The following is a 17505-nucleotide window of genomic DNA, read 5'->3' as shown; positions in this document are numbered from 1 at the left end:
AAGGGGTGGTCGGTGTCAGCCCTTGACGGCGCCCTGCGTGACGCCCGCCATCACCCATCGCTGGGTGAAGAGGTAGGCGACGATCGCGGGGGCCATGGCCATGAGGTACGAGGCGAAGGCCACGTTGTAGTTGTTGCTGAACTGCGTCTGGAACAGGTTCTGGCGTACCGGCAGGGTCTGGAGCGCCGGGTCGCTGATGATGAGCGAGGGCATCATGAAGTCGTTCCAGGCGTAGAGGAACGCGAAGATGCCGACCGTCGCGCTCATCGGGGCCAGGAGCGGGAAGATGAGCCGCCAGAACGTCTGCCAGGTGGTGGCGCCGTCGATGCGGGCGCTCTCTTCGAGCTCGAGCGGGATGGAGCGCAGGAACGCCGTGAACAGCAGCACGCTGAAACTCAGCTGGAACATCGTTGCGAGGACGATGACGCCGACCGGGTTGTCGAGACCGACGCGTCCGGTGAGCTGGATCTGCGGGAGCGCGACCACCGGGAACGGGATGAACATCGCCGCGAGCAGGTAGAAGAACGAGTAGCGGAAGAGCTTGCGGTCCCAGTTGCGGGCGATGGCGTACGAGGCGAAGGCGGCGAGGACGATCGTCGCCACGACCGTGCCGGCGGTGACCAGCAGCGAGACGGCGAGTCCCACGGGGAATTTCGTCAGGGTCCACGCCTGGACGAACCCGTCGAAGCTGATCGGCGACGGGAACGAGAAGGCGTTGCCGTCGACGACCTGGGTGCCGCTCTTGAGCGCCATCGAGATGGTGACGTACAGCGGCAGCAGCACGGTCAGGGAGCACAGCACGAGGATGGTCGTCGTCGACCAGTTGATGCGCTCGGTGCCGACGCGGCGGACACGGGCGCCCCGACGGGAGGGTACGGCGAGCTCTGCCTGCTCGAAGGCGAGCGCGGGCTGGTTGAGAGCGGTCATGACAGGGTGTTCCTTCCCCGGGTCAGCGAGAGCTGCAGGAGCGAGATAACGACGGCGACGATGAAGAACAGGGCCGCGTTCGCCATCTGGTACGCGTAGTCGCCTCCGTTGAAGCCGAGGATGATCGACATCGCGACACTGCGCGTCGCGGTGCCGGGACCACCGCCGGTGAGACCGACGATGATGTCGTAGGCGTTCAGGAAGCCCTTGAAGCCCAGGATGACGTTGATGACGACGTATCCGGCGACCAGGGGCAGGGTGATACGCAGGAGCTGCTGCGTCTTGCTCGCCCCGTCGAGACCAGCCGCTTCGTACACGTCACCGGGCACGGAGAGCAGGCCCGCGATGTAGATCAGCAGCGTCCCGGGGATCGCCTGCCACGCGGTGACGATCACGATCGCGACCCACGCCAGGTCGGGATTGGCCAGCAGGCTCGTCTCGAGCCACGGGATGCCGAGCGAGGCTCCGGCCTGCGGGACGGAGTTGCTGAAGAGGAAGTTGAAGACGTAGGCGATGATGATGCCCGAGATCACCATCGGGATGACGAACACCGTGCGCAGCGCCTTCTTGAAGCGGATCTGCGCGGTGAGCCCCACCGCGAGCAGGAAGGCCGCGACGTTGACGACGATGACGGTGGCGACCGAGAAGCCGAAGGTGAACAGGTAGGCCTGCAGGATCGCCGGGTCGCTGAAGATGGCGATGTAGTTGGTCAGCCCGGTGAAGTTCCACTCCCCCAGACCGATCGAGTCGGTGAAGCTGAAGAAGATCCCGATGATGCCGGGCACCGTGATCGCCAGCGTGAACAGCACGAGCGTCGGAAGCAGGAACAGGTAGTAGATCGGCTCCACGCGGCGGGTGCTGCGGCGCGCGGCCGCCTTCCCGCCCGTGACGATCGTGGTCGTGGTGCTCATCGCGCGGCCTCCTCGCCGGATGCGTCGGTCAGTTCGGCGCTCGCAGAGGCGCCTGCCGCGGCGGTCGGCGCGGCATCGGTCGGCGCCGCGTCGGTCGGCGCCGCGTCGGTCGGCGCCGCGTCGGTGGTCGAGGCCGGCGGCTGGCGGAAGGCGAGCCGCGACCAGTCCTCGTCGAGGGTGTTCAGCGTGGCCTGCGGCGAGGCACCGAACAGCATCGCCTGCACGTAGTTGAAGACCGGGATGGTCTTGGGCACCAGCACCGAGGCGCCCTGGTAGATGCGGCCCTCGTCGTAGTAGGGGATCATTCCGGCGATGCGAGGGTCGCTGGGCGCCGGCGCGTCGGTGGTGGGGGTGAACCCGAGCTGCGATTCGTTGTACGCCTCGATCACCTCGGGCCGGTACAGGTACTCGAGGAAGTCGCGGGCGGCATCCTTGTGACGCGACGCCTCGGGGATGATGGCCGCGAGGTCCATGTTGACGCGCACCTTCAGGTCGTCGGGGTCGTCGGTCATCGGCAGTGGGAAGGTGCCGACGGGCAGGTCGGGCGAGGTCTTCGCGATCTCGCCGAGCGCCCACGGGCCCTGCAGGTACATGGCCGCCTGGCCCTGGGCGAACGCGAGGTTGCCGTCGCCGTAGGCCCGGCTCTCGGCATCCGGGTTCGTGTAGTTCTGGGCGAGTTCGAGCATGCGGTCCATCGGCTCGCTGAAGTCCTTGGCGAACGAGACCTGCGATTGCGGCCCGACCTCGTCACCTTCCGCGGCGAGCGCGTCGAAGAAGTCGATGACGTCGAGCGATCCGCCGACGGAGTAGTCGTACCAGCCCTGACCGACGGTCCAGTCGTCTTTGAACGTGCCGTAGAAGGGGGTGACGCCGTTCGCCTTCAGGGTCTCGGAGACCTCCAGCAGCTCGTCCCACGTGGTGGGAACCTCGAGGCCGTACTGGTCGAAGATCTGCTGGTTGTAGATGACCGAGGCCGCCATGACCGAGTAGGGCAGCGCGCTGGTGCGCCCCTCGCACGAGCCGTATTGGTCCATCAGGGGTTGCAGGTCGTCGCGCACCGTGCTCGCGGCCGTCGTGCCGGAGAGGTCGCTCAGCGCGCATCGCTGCACGAAGCGGGCGGTCTCGTAGTTGTAGTTGGCGAGCATGATGTCGGGCGGGTTGCCGCGGACGAAGCTCGCCGAGACCACGTCGACGCCCGAGCTGTCCATCTCGACGCGCACCCGGTCTTGCGAGGCGTTGTATTCGGCGACGACGTCGTTCATGAACGACAGCGCCTCGCGCTTGCTGAAGGTGAAGCGGATGGTCTCGCGCCCGTCGGCGGAACACCCGGCGAGCATCGCCGCCCCCAGCACCCCCACCGCGGTCGCAGCAGCCCACCGCCGCACCGTTCTGGTCTTCGTCGACACCTGGTTCCTCCTCCGCCGCACTGCGAATATGTTGTGTCGGCGAGTAAATCTACTCGCCAAATCAATGTCGTGCAGGCAGTATTGCAGCAGAACCGAAAGGGGTCAAGCGTGCCGATGGATGCCATGACGGCGACGCCCTCGCTGCGCCGCCACAACCTCGACGCGGTGCTCGCGGCGGCCTGGGACTCCGAGGCGTTCACCGCCAGCGACGTGATCGCGGCAGTAGGACTCACCCGCTCGACGGCCATCGACGTCGTCGACGAGCTCACCGCGCGCGGGCTCCTCGCGGAGATGCCCAATGCCCGCGCGGTCGGGGAGTACTCGAAGGGCCGCCCCGCGCGCCGCTTCGCCTTCCGACCCGACGCCGGGGTGGTGGTCGGCGTCGACGCCGGCCGCGGGCACCTCACGGCGACCGTCGCCGACCTGCGCGGGCGCACCATCGGCGCCTCGCGCCTGACCGTCGACCCCGAGCTCGACTCGCCCGAGCGACGCCGACGAGCCGCAGAGGCGACGGTCGACGCCGCGCTCACCCGCGCGCGGCGCTCGCGCGACGCGATCGTCGCCCTCTGCGTCGGCGTCCCCGCTCCCGTCGACCGGCACGGCCGCTCACCCGTGCACCACGACGGGTTCTGGGCCCGCATGAACCCCGACTTCGTCGACACGTTCGCCGCGTGGGCACCGCTGGTGCGGGTGGAGAACGACGCCACCCTCGCCGCCGTCGCCGAACGCACCCACGGCGCCGCCGTCGAGTGCGCCGACTTCGTCGCACTGCTGGCCGGAGAACGCTTCGGCGCCGGCATCAGCGTCGACGGGCGCCTGCTGCGCGGCACGCACGGCGGCGCGGGCGAGACCGTCGCGTTCGACCGCGTCGAAGGCGTCGGCAGCGCCTGGGGTCTCGCGCCGCGGTGTGTCGAGGCGGCACGAGCCGCGCTGGCATCCGGCGCGCTTCCCGCCGACAGCGCCCTGCGCACCGTAGATCCCGACACGCTCGAGGCGAAGACCGTGCTCGACCTCGCGGCCGCCGGAGACGCGGGGGCCCTGGGCGTCGCGCGCGAGGTGGGCGCGGCGCTCGCCGGGGTGGCGGCGATCTTCGGCAGCCTCTTCGACGTGGAGCGGGTGATCGTGTCGGGAGCGATCGCCGCCGGGGCGGAACCGATCATCGCGGCCGCGATCGACGCCATCCCCCCGTCGCTGCACCTGCCGCCTCCGCAGATCGTCGCCTCGAGCCTGGGCGCCGACATCGTCTCGATCGGGGCCGTCGCCGCGGCGGTGGAGGCCGCGCGGACGCACGCGCTCGACCTCGACGTCTTCGCCCTGCCGGAGGACGACCGGGCGCGGGCATGAGCGCGAGGGCTTCTGAGTCGACGGCGCGCAACCCTCGCCGACGAGGATGCCTCCAGGCGGAGCGGGACGGCCGCAACCCCCGCCGCGTCAGACCCGGACGCCAATAGCGTCGAGGGGCCCGGTTCCGAAGCCGCCGGGCGGAGGAGAACGCATGCCCGCGTGGCCCGAGCACGTCATCTGGTGGCACGTCTACCCGCTGGGATTCGTCGGCGCACCCATTCGCGACCGCACGCGCCCGGATGCTGCGCCGCAACACCGCCTCGAACGCCTCGAGCCGTGGCTCGACCACGTGATCGAGCTGGGCCTGAACGGCCTGCTCCTCGGTCCCGTCTTCGCATCCGAGACGCACGGTTACGACACCGTCGACCACTTCCGCATCGACCCGCGGCTGGGCGACGACGGCGACTTCGACCGTCTCGTCGCGGCAGCGCGGGAACGCGGCATCCGGATCCTGCTCGACGGTGTCTTCAACCATGTGGGGCGTGGGCACGCCGCCTTCACGAGCCTGACGGAGGACGGCCCGAACCTCTTCCGCGGCCGCTGGGTCGACGGACGCTTCGAGGCCGACGTCTTCGAGGGGCATGACGCGCTCGTCGCCCTCGACCACTCCTCCCCCGCGGTCGTCGACCTCGTCGTCGATGTGATGTGCCACTGGCTCGATCGAGGGATCGACGGGTGGAGATTGGATGCCGCGTACGCGGTGCCCTCGTCGTTCTGGGCCGAGGTGCTGCCGCGCGTGCGCGAACGCTTCCCCGAGGCGTGGTTCGTCGGTGAGGTGATCCACGGCGAAGCCGCCCGGATCGTCGAGGAGTCGACGATGGACTCGCTCACGCAGTACGAGCTCTGGCAGGGCATCTGGCACGGGATCGCCGACGGGAACCTCTTCGAGCTGAGCCACGCGATCGAGCGGCACAACGAGCTGCTCGCGACGTTCGCACCGCAGACCTTCGTGGGCAACCACGACGTCACCCGCATCGCGTCGGCGATCGGAGCCGAGCTGGTGCCGCACGCCCTCGCGGTGCTCTTCACGGTCACCGGCACCCCGTCGGTCTACGCCGGCGACGAGTTCGGCTGGACGGGCGTGAAGGAGGAGCGCCTCGGCGGCGACGACGCGGTGAGACCGGAGTTCCCCGCGACGCCGGGCGAGGCTTCGCCGGACGCCCGCATCCTCGAGGCGCATCAGGCCCTCATCGCGCTGCGGCGGCGCAAGCCGTGGCTCTGGCGGGCGCACACCGACGTGATCGAGGTCGCCAACACCGCGGTCGCGCTGCGGACGGCGGTGGGTGACGATGCCGTCGTGGTGGCGCTGAACATCGGCGACGAGTCGGTGTCGCTGCCGGTCGCCGATGGGCATGCAATCGTCGCCGGCACCGGGTCGCTGGCCGCCGGTCGCATCAGCCTGGGGCCTCGTGGATGGGCGGTGTTGGAGGCCTGAGCGACGGCATCCCTGTTCCGTGTGCACCCGCGGTCGAGTGTCCCCTTCGTGTGCCGGTCGGGCTGCGGATCGCACGAAGCGGGACACGCCGGCCGCCGGGCCTGCCGACGCGGGGATGTCCCGAAACGTGCGAAAACGGCCGGCCTAAACGGCACGAAGCGGGACACGCCGGCCGCCGGGCCTGCTTACGCGAAGCGGATGTCCCGAAACGTGCGAAAACGGCAGGCCGAAACGGCACGAAGTGGGACACGCCGGCGGCCGGGTCTGCCGACCTCAGGCGGCGGCGCGGAAGCGGTGCTCGGGGCGGGCCGGTCGAGCCGTACCGCAGGCTCACCTGCACCAGACCGCGCTCGGCCAAGGCCGTGAGGTGACGCTGCGCCGTCGCACGCGACACCCCGATGCGCTCAGCCACCTCGCTCGCCGAGGCTTCGTCAGCGCCGAGGGCGGCCAGCACCGTCTGCTCCGTCGCCGATCGGGCGAGCGACGGCCCCTCTCGCTCGCCGCGCATGATGGATGCCGCGCGGTCGATGTCGTCCTGCGAGAGCGGTCGACTGCTGGTCAGCAGGTTGCGGTAGCGGGCATACCGGTCGAGGCGTTCCGCCAGCACGCGGGTGTCGAACGGCTTCACCAGGTAGGCGAGGGCGCCGGCGGTGAACGCGCGGCGGACGGTCTCGGCATCCGTCGCCGCCGACAGCACGAAGGCGTCGACGCCGGTCGTGCGGACGAGCTCCACCCCGTCGCCGTCGGGAAGGTACACGTCGGCGAGCACTAGGTCAGGTCGATGCGCCGCGAGGGCGGCACGAGCCTCCCCCACGGTGCGCGCGGGTTCGAGGGCGACGAAACCGGGGCGTGACGAGACGGCGTCGCGGTGCAGGCCCGCGACGCGGAAATCGTCGTCGACGACGAGGACGCGGATGTCGGTCATGCGGAGTGTCCCCCTGTCGGGCCGGGATCGGGCGAGACGGCCCCCGGGCGGAGGACCCCGGGCAGACGTGCCGCCACCACGGCACCGCGCCCGTCACCGCCGGGGTCGACGACCCACACGTCGCCGCCGCGGCGCCGCGCGAACTCGCGCGAGAGCGGCAGACCGATGCCCAGGCCGTGCACCGCGGCCGGGTCGTCTCCACGCTCGCGCCCGGCGAACACGGCCTCCACGTCGGCGATACCGCCGCCCGTGTCGGACACGGTCAGCACCACCGCATCGCCGTCGCCCAGCACGGCGACATCGACCTCGCGCGGTTCGGAACCGGATGCCGTGGCGGTGATCGCATTGTCGACGAGGTTGCCGAGCACCGCGACCACGTCTTCGACGTCGTCGACCGTGCCGCGGAGGTACGTGTCGTCGGAGACGCGCAACGTCACCCCGCGCTCGCGGGCGGCGAGGGCCTTCGCCCCGAGGAACGACTGCAGCATCGCGTCGCCCACGAGGTCGATGCCGGGCACCGCCCAGTCGACGGACCCGCGGTCGACGAGATCGGCGAGGAACGCGCGGGCCTCGTCGGTGCGGTCGGCGTCGAGCAGCCCCACCGCCGCGTGCAGGCGGTTGGCGTTCTCGTGCCGCTGCACGCGCAGCGCGTCGCCCATCGCGCGCACGCTGTCGAGGCGCCCCGACAGGGCGGCCACGTCGGTGCGGTCGCGCAGCACCGCGACCCGGCCGAGCGCGTGCGAGCCGCGACGCACCGGCCGCACGTCGACGAAGACGACGCGATCGCCGATCGGCAGGCCCCTGCTCGCTCCGGCCCCGGTGAGCGCGGCGACCACGGCCGGCGGGAGTCCGAGGTCGGCGAGGGGGCGGCCCACGGCATCCGTGATGCCGAGGAGCCTCTCGGCCGCGGCGGTGCACACGCGCACGACCCGCGCGTCGTCGAGCGCGAGGACGCCCTCGTCGGCGCTCTCGAGCACGGCGGTCTGCGTCTGCACGAGGGCGGCGAGCTCCTCGGGCTGTACGCCGAGCGTCAGCCGCTCGAGGCGGCGACGCATGAGCAGCGCGACGAGCGCCCCGATGGCGACGGCCAGCAGCACCGCCACGGCGATGCCAGCGATCAGAGCCGGCAGGTCGTCGAAGACGCTCGCCCGCTCGAAGCCGACGCTGACCTCACCCACGGGAGCGCCACCGGCGGGCGGGTACACCGGCACCTTCGCCCGGGCCGACTCCCCCAGCGTGCCGACCTCCCACGTGACGACCTCGCGTCCGGCCAGCGCGTCGGCGAAGCTCGTGCTGACGACCTCGCCGAGGCGGTCGGGATCGGGATGGGCGAGGCGGATGCCGTGGTCGTCGGTGATGACGACGAACAGCCCCTCGGTGCGCTCGGTGACGTCGGCGGCGTACCGCTGGAGCACGTCGTCGCGCAGGTCGGCCGCGTCCGGGGTGCCGGGGTCGGCGGAGTACGCCGTCACCAGATCTCGCACCTGCGGCGATTCGGCGACGGAGCGGGCGATGTTCAGCGCCGAGGAGTCGGCCTCGGCCTTCAACTGCTGCACGCCGAGCCACGCGAAGACGGCGGTGCACACGGCGACGACCGCGACCTGCGTGGCGACCTGGACGACGAGCATCCGTGTGGCGAACCGCATGCCCACCTCCGACCCGTCCGTCGCCCGGTGCGCTACCGGGGACGGTGCGCGAAATGCGCAGAACACACGGTACGCGCATAACCCCGCGCAATGCGAGCAAGCGCGCGGCCGGGCGCCCGGCATCCGTAGTGTCGCCGCATCGAGCGCGAGGTACGCGCCCGTCCCGACGAAGGAGTCGCGATGACCCCCCTGATCCTTGCGGCCGAAGCCGCCGAGTACCCGGTGGCCTACACGCCCGCCGACGGGGTGCTCGTGGCCCTCGGCTTCCTGATGGTCCTGTCGTTCATGGCCCTCATCATGACGCGGCGCATGACCCCGATGGTCGCCCTCATCGTCGTTCCGACGGTCTTCGGCCTCATCGCCGGCGCGGGCTTCGGCCTCGGCGACATGGTGATCGACGCGATCGGCAAGATGGCGCCGACCGCCGCCCTGCTGCTGTTCGCGATCATGTACTTCGGCATCATGATCGACGTCGGCCTGTTCGACCCGCTCATCCGCGTCATCACCCGCTTCCTGGGCGACGACCCGGCCAAGATCGTGCTCGGCACGGCCATCCTCGCTGGTGCGGTGTCGCTCGACGGTGACGGCTCGACGACCTTCATCATCACCACCTCGGCGATGCTGCCGCTCTACCTGCGCCTGGGCATGAGCCCCGTCGTGCTCACCTGCGTCGCGGGCCTGATGAACGGCACGCTCAACATCGTGCCGTGGGGCGGCCCGACCGTCCGCGCCGCGACCGCGCTCGGGCTGCAGCCCACCGACGTCTTCGTGCCGATGCTGCCGTCGCTGCTGGCGGGCCTGGTCGTCGCCCTCGCCTTCGCCTGGTTCCTGGGGCTCTCGGAGCGCAAGCGCCTCGCCGGCTCCATCGACACCGCCAAGATCGACGGCCCCGGCGGCTTCGGCCGCCTGGGTGCCCCGAAGATCTTCCGCGGCGCGGAGCACAAGCCCGGCGCTCTCGCCTCGCTGCGCACCGGCAACATCGTCACCGTCCGGGGCGGCCGCGACGCCGTGGCCGCCCCGCAGCTCGTCGAGGCCGCCGACACCGCGATGGCCGACACCATGCTCGACCCCAACCGCGCGACGCTGCGTCCGAAGCTCATCTGGTTCAACCTGGCCTTGACGGTGGCCGTCATGGTGCTGCTGGTGATGGACCTGTTCCCGCTCGCGTTCGTCTTCATGGTCGGCGCCGCCGTCGCCCTCGTCGTGAACTTCCCCAAGCTGCGCTCGCAGGCCGACGAGATCGTCGCCCACGCGCCCAGCATCGTCGGCGTCGTGTCGATGGTGCTCGCGGCCGGTGTTCTGGTCGGCGTGCTGAACGGCACCGGCATGGTGACCGCGATGGCCGACTGGATCACCCAGGTGATCCCGTCGTCGATGGGTCCGTTCCTCGCCGTCATCACCGGTGTGCTGTCGATCCCGTTCACGTTCTTCATGTCGAACGACGCGTTCTACTTCGGCATCCTTCCCGTGCTCGCCGAGAGCGCCGCGAACTACGGCATCGCCCCGGTCGAGATGGCCCGTGCCTCGATCACCGGGCAGCCGGTGCACCTGCAGAGCCCGCTGGTGCCCGCGATCCTGCTTCTCGTCTCGCTCGCCGGCGTCAACCTCGGCGACCATCACAAGAAGGTGCTATGGCGCGCGACCGTCGTGTCGCTCGTCATGCTGGCCGTCGGCGTGCTCGTGGGGGCGGTACCGCTGCTCGGCTGAATCGGAAGCGATCAGAGGACCCCGGATGCCACGGCATCCGGGGTCCCGCCTCGTTCCGGCAGCGGTGACGCACGCTTCCCGGCCGGGGCGATTGCTTTACACGGATGACACGCCGAGTCCCTATGCTGACGCCGGGGCCACAGCCGGGGGGAAGACCACATGCACATTGCTGCCACGACGAGCGCGCAGAGACCGAACGCCGGTGGGCAACGCATCGAGGGACTCGACGGACTCCGCGGCGTCGCCGCGATGGTCGTCGTGCTGCTGCACTCCCTGCTGCTGTCGGACGACTTCGTCACCCCCTTCGCGGATCCGCGCCCCACCACCACGCCGGCCGATGCGATGTGGTGGTTGACCCACACTCCCCTTCATCTGCCGTGGGAGGGGTCGGTCGCGGTCTTCGTGTTCTTCGTCCTCAGTGGTTTCGTGCTGTGCCTGCCCGCCCGTCACTCGCGGATGGACTGGCGGGCCTACTACCCCAGCCGTCTCGTGCGGCTCTACCTGCCGGTCTGGGCCTCGATCGGCGTGGCGCTCATCTGGATCTACGCGCTTCCCGACCTGGTCGAGGGCAGCCGCTTCCTGCAGATCCACATGGATCCGGTGCCGCTGGGCATCCTGCGCGATCTGATCCTCATCGTGCCCGCGCAGCCGGGGATGACGAACACGGTGCTGTGGTCGCTGAAGTGGGAGATCATCTTCTCGCTTCTGCTGCCGCTGTTCATCCTGTTCGCGGCGAAGTGGCGACGCGGCCTCGCCCTGAAGGTCGCGTTCGTGCTCGCGCTGCTCGTCGTCGGCGCGTACGAGGGACCGATCGAGCGCCCCTACGCGCTCGGTGCCCTGTTCCAGCTGCCCATCTTCGCGCTGGGCTGCCTCATCGCGTTCGAGTGGGACCGTCTGGTGGCGCTGCGCGATCGGCTGCGCAACCCGACGCCCGTCTTCGCGTGGCTCGGTGTGCTCACCGTCGTGCTGATCACGAGCTACTGGATGGTGTTCGCGCTTCCGCTCGGCGAGGGGGCGCTCGACCTCGTGGCACCGGCCACGCGGGTGCTGCAGGTGCTCGGCGCCGCGCTTCTCGTCATCCTCGTCATCCTTTCACCGGGCCTCGGCGCCCTTCTCAGCGTCCGCCCGCTGCGCTGGCTGGGCACCCGCTCATTCAGCCTGTACCTCGTGCACGAGCCGATGATCGTGGCATTCGGCCGGCTCCTTCCGGAGTCGATCAACCCCCTGCTGCTCTCACCCATCGTGATCGTCGTCGCACTCGGGCTGGCGGAGGTGTTCTTCCGTCTCGTCGAACGCCCCAGCCACCACCTCGCGCGGCGGGTCGCCCGCCGCTTCGCGACACGGAAGGCGCCGCGGCACGACGCCGCGCGGGCCGAGACCGTCTGAGGCCGCCCGGCTTGCCTGCCACGCCGGGCCGCTGGCAGGCCGCCGGCCTCCATCGCGACGCAGACGGAGCTCGGCGATCGACGAGCGCCGCATCGGGAGCGGTGGCGCTCAGGCGCACCAATCGGGCCGAGTGCCCACCACCCGGGCGACCGTTTCACCCGAGACCACATCGACGACATCCGTCGCGCGGCCCTGCCAGTCGGCGCGGGCCGGGTACCCGTCGATCTGCGCGCCGCCGGGGACGACGCCGACCGCGAGATGGCGTCCGCTCGGCGAGACGCACACCTCCTCGATGCGCTCGTCTGTCGCCGCGCGCGTCACCGTCGCCGCACCACCACCGGCCGTCGAACGCGTGACCTCGGTCGGGGTCCAGGTGACCGTGGCATCCGCCGAGACGACGAGCGCACCCGACCCGATCGCCCCGCCGGCCGTCCCGTCGATCTCACGTAGCGACCCGGTCGTCAGATCCAGAATCGACAGCCCGGAGAACGAGCCGACGACGACCGAGGTGGTGCCCGGGAGGAAGGACCGCAGGTCGCCCAGCTCCCCCAGCACCCGCGGCGGGGCCGCTCCGGTGGAGTCGACGAGGACGAGGCTGCCCTGCGTCGTCTGAGCGACGAGGTAGGCGCTTCCCGGGACGAATTGCCACGCCGCCGTCTGCAGCGGCGTTCCGTCGAGCCCGACGACGACGCGCGGCGTCGAGCCGTCGCCGGTCGTGTCGAGCATGAACAAGGCGCTCAGGTAGCTTTCGGCACCGTCCGCCGAAGGACCGGTGTAGACGTAGCCGAGGTGACCCGCGTCGCTCGAAGCGCGCAGGAGACGCACGTCGCCGCTGCCCGGAGTGGGGATGGGGCGCGGCTCCTCCCCCGGTCGAGCATGCACGAGCGACGACGCCCCCGCTGCATCGATGGTGAGCGCGACCACGTCGTCGCCGTCGTCGGCGTATTCCTGGATGCGAGGTGCCGAGATGAGCACCTGCTCGGTATCGTTCGACAGGTCGTGGCGCACGACCCGGTCGTCGTCGCCACCCGTCCGCTCGAACGTCCCCCCGCGCTCGAGGGTCGTGACGGTGAGCGCCGGCGTCGTGAACGCCACTTCGGTGGCGCTCGTGCTGCCGGTGGCCTGCCCTTCGAGTCGGGGCACGATGATGCGGTAGTCGGTCGCGAAGGCGAGGGTTTCGGTGAAGCGCACGCGCACGGATGCCCCCTTCACGTCGATCTGCGCGGGAGCGTCGGGTTCGATGCGGATGCCGTCGACCGACGACGGGTCGAGGGGCTGATCGGTGCGCATGGTCACCGTCACCCCCTGCTGAGAGACCGTCAGTGCCGTGTCGCCCGTGACGGCGCGCACCTGCGGGCCCCGTTCGAGCGCCGCGACGGCCATCGCCGCGCTCGCGGCGACGAGAACGCCCACGACCGCGCCCGCCGCGAGACGGAAGAGGCGCGGTGAACGGCCGGTGCGTTCAGGAGAGGTAGGGATCATCGGGCTCCGACACCTCCTCGATCGCGTCGGGGACGAGTCGTGTGACGCCGTCGACGTCGGCGAACGATCCGGTGACGCGCACCCAGGCTCCCGACGCAAGGTCCGAGCGCAGCTGTGCGTCGTCGATCGGCACCGCGAACAGTTGCGCGTCGACCGTGCAGCACGTGACGGCGTAGCGACCGATGCGCGCTGCGCCCCCATCGTCGAGCAGGAGGATGCCGGTCACGTCGGCGCGCTGACCGACCAGGTCGGTCGCCGTGGAGCCGCTGCCGAGGATCGTCGCCCAATCGCGCACCGAGAACCGCGTCGGGTCGCTGCCGACGAGGACGGGCGCGGGCACGTCGCCGCCGCCGTCGGTCGCCGCGACGCTGTTCAGTGCGCGGTCTGCGCTCAGAGTCGTGGGCGGCGCCACGAGCAGGGCAAGAGCCGCGACCACCACAATCACGCCTCCGCCGAACAGACCAACCCGACTCCACGCGGACGGACGGGTGCGGGGCTCATGGTCGTGCGCGTGGTCCCCGCCGTCGTGGTCCCCGCCGTCGTGGTCGTGCCCGTGGTGTCGACCGGTCGCGGCGAACCACACCGACAGGCCCAGCAGCACCGCGCCGACCACGACCAGCACGACGGTGAACACCACATAGCGCGGGTGGATGTAGAGCGTCAGATCGCCGGATGCGGCGAGCGCGAGGGTGGCGACGACGCCGATCCCGCACAACAGCATCCCGGTCCAGCGCGACAGGAAGTCAGACAACGAGGTTCACCGCCAGACCGAGGGCGAGCGCGCCGAGGGCGACGATCACGGTGATCGCGGCCAGGGCCCGGGCGCGGAAGGTGGTACCGAGCATCGCGAGCATCTTCACATCGATCATGGGCCCGAAGACGAGGAAGGCGACGAGGGCGCCCGGCGAGAAGGACGACGCCAGCGAGAGCGCGAAGAAGGCGTCGACGTTCGAGCAGATCGCGATGACGAACGCCAGCGCCATGAGCGCCAGGATCCCCGCGACCGGGTGACCGCCCACCCCGGTGAGGGTCTCGCGCGAGATCGCGACCTGGATGAGCCCCGCGATGGCCGCGCCGACGAAGAGGGCCGGAAGCATGGCCGACATCTCGTCGCGGAACATCCCCGCCGCGCGCGACAGAGTCGGGCGCTCGCGATGTCCGGGCGCCGCGGCGCACGCCGCCGCCCACGCCGGGGTGAGCAGGCGCTGCGGATCGGGGTGCAGGCTCACCAGCCAGCCGACGAGGTTGGCGATGACGAACCCGCCCACGAGACGCGAGATCAGGATGCCGTCGCTCCAGCCGAAGGCCTGATAGGTGGTGACGAGGGTGACGGGATTGAGGATCGGCGCGGCGAGCAGGAACGTCACCGAATCGCCGACCGAGAAGCCCCGCATCATCAGGCCGCGGGCGAGAGGGACGTTCCCGCACTCGCACACCGGGAGCACGACGCCCAGCAACGACAGCACCGCCCGCCGAGGGATGCCACGACGCGGGACGATGGCATCCATCACCCGGGTCGGCACCCACAGTTGCACGGCGATCGAGATCACCACGCCCAGGAAGACGAAGGGCAACGACTCGATGATCACGCTGGCAGCGAGGGTGATGCCGTCGGAGAGGGCACTGGGGAGGGCGTTGGGGGCGTCGAGGGTGAGACCACGCGTGACCACCGCGACGAGCACGAGACCCGCCGCGACCACGAGCACGCGCGCGACGCGCGGTGTCGACACCGCCGGGGGCGCCGCGACGGGCCTCGATCGAGGCGTGGCCGGACTGCCCTTCGTCGGACTGCCCATCGTCGGGTCTCCGTTTCGTCGCGCACCGGTGCGGTGCATCGCTCGTCGAATGCCGCAGCGGCGACCCCGACGGGCCGCGGCATCGGCGCTGACTAGCGTGCCATGAATCGGCCTGACCGACGGCACGCGTGGCCCTCGCGTCGCGAAGCGGCCGCCTGATCCGTCGCCGGACGCGTTTCGTCGTATTGCGCCGGAATGCCCCGCGCGCGCCGACAGCGCCTACCGTCGTAGGTATGAGTTCGCTTGCACACGGCACCCCCGAGAGCACCCCGGCCATCGGCTCGTCGGTGTCGGCCGACGACTTCAAGCGCGCGTTCCGCGGCCACCCCGGGGGCATCGCGGTCATCACCGCCTACGGCGACAAGGGCCCCGTCGCCCTCACCGCCTCGTCGGTGTCGTCGGTGAGCGCCGACCCGCCGCTGCTGATCTTCTCGGTCTCTGCGCTGTCGTCGGCGACCCCGACGATCATCGCCGCCGACACCATCGTCGTGCACCTGCTCGACGCCGAAGACATCGCACTGGCCCGCGCCGGCGCGACCAGCGGCCTCGACCGCTTCGCCGACACGTCGGCCTGGTCGCGTCTTGCCACCGGTGAGCCGGTCTATCACGGGGTGCGGGCGTGGCTGCGGTGCAAGATCGTCAGTCGAATGGATGCCGGTGGCTCCACCGTCATCGCCGCCCAGGCCCTGCAGGTCGACGTCGAACGCGACCTCGAGCCCGGCGAGGCGGGCGCGGCCCTGGTGTACTACAACCGCAGCTGGCACCGCCTGGGCGAGCACTCGCTGCTCGACTGAGCGTCGCGCCGGCGTCAGTGGGCGGTCGCGCCGCGACGGGTCAGGCGCGAGACACCCATGACCGCACCGACGATGATCAGGCCGAGCGCGAGACCGAACACGGCCGAGATCGCCGTGTCGACGATCCAGACGACGACCGGTCCCGCCGCCTCGATCGCGTGGGTGACGACGTGGACGAGGTCGTACGGACCCGACCAGAGCGTCTCGGCGAGGTTCTGTACCACGAGGTGACCGCCGACCCACAGCATCGCGACGGTCCCCACGATGCTGATGACACGGAAGACGGCGGGCATCGATGCCACGATCCGCACGCCGAAGCGCCGGATGCCGCGCGATGGGCTCTTCATGAGGCGCAGGCCCATGTCATCCAGCTTCACGAGCAGCGCCACGGCGCCGTAGACGATCACCGTCATCGCCAGACCGATCACGAGCAGCGAGCCCAGCGTCATCCAGATCCCGAAGTCGGGGTCGAGACTCGACAGGGCGATGAGCATGATCTCGGTGCTGAGGATGAGGTCGGTGCGCACGGCACCGAGAACGAGCTTCTTCTCGTCGCGCGGCCCGTCGTCGTCGTGCGCGCCGTGGTGCACGCCGAACCATTCGAGAACTTTCTCGGCCCCCTCGAAGCACAGGAAACCGCCGCCGATGATCAGCAGGTAGGGCAGCACCCAGGGCGCGAAGGCGGTGAGCAGGAGCGCGATCGGGATGATCACGACGTACTTGTTGAGGATGCTGCCCAGCGCGATCTTCCACACGACCGGCAGCTCCCGCGCGGGGGTGAGTCCCTGCACGTACTGCGGGGTGACGGCGGCATCGTCGATGACCACACCCGCCGTCTTCGCGCTGGCCTTCACGGCGGCGCTGAGGATGTCATCGACGACGGCGAGGAGTCCGACCGACATGTGCGCTTCTCCCGGGGGTGTGAGGGGCCGCGGCACACACGCACCGCGGGACGACACTATCGGCTGCCGCGGCCCGAAGCGCCGCGGGGGACGGGTCGCGACATCGGGCGGCAACACCGGCCCGCTGCCGTCGAGGGTGAAACGACCCGGTGGACACCGCGCGGCGACCCTCGTGCCACGTCGCCATGCGTCATGATCAGCGGCAGACCGCCCTCCGGCCCGTGAGCGAGCGGCACGAGACCAGGAGGACTGGATGACGAGCGCCCAGGCGGGTTGGTATGACGACGGATCCGGCCGGATGCGGTGGTGGGACGGCGAACGGTGGACCGACCAGTTCCGGCAGCCGGCCGACCAGCCCGGCGTGGACGGCATCGTCGCCCGCGCACAGGCGGATGCCGTGGCCGGCGCCCAGCCGCGTCCCGCGCAGAACGGCTACGACTACGTCGTGCTGCAGGTCGTGCTGAAGGAGAAGCTCTTCGGCAGCGGCTCCGGCAACCTCACCGAGCTGGAAAGGGCCATCAACCGCCAGGCGGCACTCGGGTATCGCCTGCACACCATCACCACCGCCTCCTCGGGCAGCACCGGCTTCGGCGGCGGCGACCGCATTCAAGCAACCCTCGTCTTCGAGCGTCACGGCTGACCGCCGACACGCGAAAAGCCCCGGCGAACCGGGGCTTTTCTGCGGCGGAGACGGAGGGATTTGAACCCTCGGTCCCCTTACGGGGACTCCACCTTAGCAGGGTGGTGCACTAGGCCTGACTATGCGACGTCTCCAGGTGATCGGCGCCTCGCGGCTCGAACACACCGGTCCATACTAGCCGGTCCCCGCCCGGCATCCGAACCA

The 17505-nt window shown here is 70.6% G+C and carries 14 protein-coding genes, 1 tRNA gene and 1 pseudogene; 6 read left to right on the top strand and 10 right to left on the bottom strand.

Translation table 11 applies throughout. From position 1 onward, the window contains the following. Window positions 1–15: 15 nt before the first annotated feature. From QE410_RS02275 to QE410_RS02265, 3 genes are read right to left on the bottom strand one after another with little or no spacing between them, the layout of a single operon-like run. Window positions 16–927, bottom strand: a complete 912-nt coding sequence (locus tag QE410_RS02275; protein WP_307327322.1) for a carbohydrate ABC transporter permease — start codon at window positions 925–927, stop codon at window positions 16–18. After that, window positions 924–1838 carry a carbohydrate ABC transporter permease gene (locus QE410_RS02270; protein WP_307327319.1) on the bottom strand — a complete coding sequence of 305 codons (915 nt, stop codon included), beginning with the start codon at window positions 1836–1838 and terminating at the stop codon, window positions 924–926. The genes QE410_RS02275 and QE410_RS02270 overlap by 4 nt, the downstream gene beginning before the upstream one ends. Next, window positions 1835–3244: an ABC transporter substrate-binding protein gene (locus QE410_RS02265; protein ID WP_307327316.1), complete on the bottom strand. Its 1410-nt coding sequence runs from the start codon at window positions 3242–3244 to the stop codon at window positions 1835–1837. Before QE410_RS02265 ends, QE410_RS02270 begins: the two co-directional genes overlap by 4 nt. Before the next feature lie 114 nt (window positions 3245–3358). On the opposite strand from QE410_RS02265, the gene QE410_RS02260 reads away from it, so the two are divergent. Then, complete coding sequence (locus QE410_RS02260) at window positions 3359–4588, top strand: ROK family protein (protein ID WP_307334306.1); 1230 nt, start codon at window positions 3359–3361, stop codon at window positions 4586–4588. Window positions 4589–4739: 151 nt separating this feature from the next. Further along, window positions 4740–6023, top strand: coding sequence for an alpha-amylase family glycosyl hydrolase (locus QE410_RS02255; RefSeq protein WP_307327314.1), 1284 nt, complete (start codon window positions 4740–4742; stop codon window positions 6021–6023). Window positions 6024–6296: 273 nt separating this feature from the next. Here the strand turns inward: QE410_RS02255 and QE410_RS02250 are convergent. Together QE410_RS02250 and QE410_RS02245 are read right to left on the bottom strand one after the other, a co-directional pair. After that, window positions 6297–6948 (bottom strand): annotated as a pseudogene (locus QE410_RS02250) (response regulator). Beyond that, a complete protein-coding gene (locus QE410_RS02245; protein WP_307327308.1) occupies window positions 6945–8594 on the bottom strand; it encodes a sensor histidine kinase in 1650 nt (549 codons plus the stop codon). The pseudogene QE410_RS02250 and the gene QE410_RS02245 overlap by 4 nt, the downstream one beginning before the upstream one ends. Before the next feature lie 180 nt (window positions 8595–8774). On the opposite strand from QE410_RS02245, the gene QE410_RS02240 reads away from it, so the two are divergent. Next, the gene (locus QE410_RS02240) at window positions 8775–10301 is read left to right on the top strand and encodes a CitMHS family transporter (RefSeq protein ID WP_307327305.1); all 1527 of its coding nucleotides are present in this window, start codon (window positions 8775–8777) and stop codon (window positions 10299–10301) included. Window positions 10302–10460: 159 nt separating this feature from the next. Further along, window positions 10461–11687, top strand: coding sequence for an acyltransferase (locus QE410_RS02235; protein ID WP_307327302.1), 1227 nt, complete (start codon window positions 10461–10463; stop codon window positions 11685–11687). Window positions 11688–11795: 108 nt separating this feature from the next. Here QE410_RS02235 and QE410_RS02230 read toward each other — a convergent pair whose 3' ends face one another. The 3 genes from QE410_RS02230 to QE410_RS02220 are packed head-to-tail and all read right to left on the bottom strand — an operon-like array spanning window position 11796 to window position 14965. Then, on the bottom strand, window positions 11796–13169 hold the full coding sequence (locus QE410_RS02230) for a hypothetical protein (protein WP_307327299.1): 1374 nt from the start codon (window positions 13167–13169) through the stop codon (window positions 11796–11798). Beyond that, the gene (locus tag QE410_RS02225) at window positions 13150–13920 is read right to left on the bottom strand and encodes a TIGR03943 family protein (RefSeq protein WP_307327297.1); all 771 of its coding nucleotides are present in this window, start codon (window positions 13918–13920) and stop codon (window positions 13150–13152) included. The genes QE410_RS02230 and QE410_RS02225 overlap by 20 nt, the downstream gene beginning before the upstream one ends. Further along, the gene (locus QE410_RS02220; protein WP_307327295.1) at window positions 13913–14965 is read right to left on the bottom strand and encodes a permease; all 1053 of its coding nucleotides are present in this window, start codon (window positions 14963–14965) and stop codon (window positions 13913–13915) included. The genes QE410_RS02225 and QE410_RS02220 overlap by 8 nt, the downstream gene beginning before the upstream one ends. A 233-nt stretch (window positions 14966–15198) precedes the next feature. On the opposite strand from QE410_RS02220, the gene QE410_RS02215 reads away from it, so the two are divergent. After that, a complete protein-coding gene (locus QE410_RS02215) occupies window positions 15199–15759 on the top strand; it encodes a flavin reductase family protein (protein WP_307327293.1) in 561 nt (186 codons plus the stop codon). Between the two features lie 14 nt (window positions 15760–15773). Here the strand turns inward: QE410_RS02215 and QE410_RS02210 are convergent, their stop codons facing one another. After that, the gene (locus QE410_RS02210) at window positions 15774–16661 is read right to left on the bottom strand and encodes a DUF808 domain-containing protein (RefSeq protein WP_307327291.1); all 888 of its coding nucleotides are present in this window, start codon (window positions 16659–16661) and stop codon (window positions 15774–15776) included. A 253-nt stretch (window positions 16662–16914) separates the two neighbouring features. Here QE410_RS02210 and QE410_RS02205 point away from each other — a divergent pair, with 253 nt between their 5' ends. Further along, window positions 16915–17301: a DUF2510 domain-containing protein gene (locus tag QE410_RS02205; RefSeq protein WP_307327290.1), complete on the top strand. Its 387-nt coding sequence runs from the start codon at window positions 16915–16917 to the stop codon at window positions 17299–17301. 45 nt (window positions 17302–17346) lie between these two features. Here the strand turns inward: QE410_RS02205 and QE410_RS02200 are convergent. Next, window positions 17347–17435 (bottom strand) — tRNA-Ser (locus QE410_RS02200). Window positions 17436–17505: the final 70 nt, after the last annotated feature.

It is taken from the genome of Microbacterium sp. SORGH_AS_1204 (assembly GCF_030818935.1).
Lineage (GTDB): Bacteria > Actinomycetota > Actinomycetes > Actinomycetales > Microbacteriaceae > Microbacterium.
This window is presented reverse-complemented; position numbering and strand designations above follow the sequence as displayed.

Bases quoted from the DNA above. Each gene is read 5' to 3' on its own strand.
- QE410_RS02270 (WP_307327319.1), bottom strand. From the start codon at position 1,838: ATGAGCACCACGACCACGATCGTCACGGGCGGGAAGGCGGCCGCGCGC.
- QE410_RS02210 (WP_307327291.1), bottom strand. From the start codon at position 16,661: ATGTCGGTCGGACTCCTCGCCGTCGTCGATGACATCCTCAGCGCCGCC.
- QE410_RS02205 (WP_307327290.1), top strand. From the start codon at position 16,915: ATGACGAGCGCCCAGGCGGGTTGGTATGACGACGGATCCGGCCGGATG.
- QE410_RS02215 (WP_307327293.1), top strand. From the start codon at position 15,199: ATGAGTTCGCTTGCACACGGCACCCCCGAGAGCACCCCGGCCATCGGC.
- QE410_RS02240 (WP_307327305.1), top strand. From the start codon at position 8,775: ATGACCCCCCTGATCCTTGCGGCCGAAGCCGCCGAGTACCCGGTGGCC.
- QE410_RS02245 (WP_307327308.1), bottom strand. From the start codon at position 8,594: ATGCGGTTCGCCACACGGATGCTCGTCGTCCAGGTCGCCACGCAGGTC.
- QE410_RS02235 (WP_307327302.1), top strand. From the start codon at position 10,461: ATGCACATTGCTGCCACGACGAGCGCGCAGAGACCGAACGCCGGTGGG.
- QE410_RS02230 (WP_307327299.1), bottom strand. From the start codon at position 13,169: ATGATCCCTACCTCTCCTGAACGCACCGGCCGTTCACCGCGCCTCTTC.
- QE410_RS02255 (WP_307327314.1), top strand. From the start codon at position 4,740: ATGCCCGCGTGGCCCGAGCACGTCATCTGGTGGCACGTCTACCCGCTG.
- QE410_RS02220 (WP_307327295.1), bottom strand. From the start codon at position 14,965: ATGGGCAGTCCGACGAAGGGCAGTCCGGCCACGCCTCGATCGAGGCCC.
- QE410_RS02275 (WP_307327322.1), bottom strand. From the start codon at position 927: ATGACCGCTCTCAACCAGCCCGCGCTCGCCTTCGAGCAGGCAGAGCTC.
- QE410_RS02260 (WP_307334306.1), top strand. From the start codon at position 3,359: ATGGATGCCATGACGGCGACGCCCTCGCTGCGCCGCCACAACCTCGAC.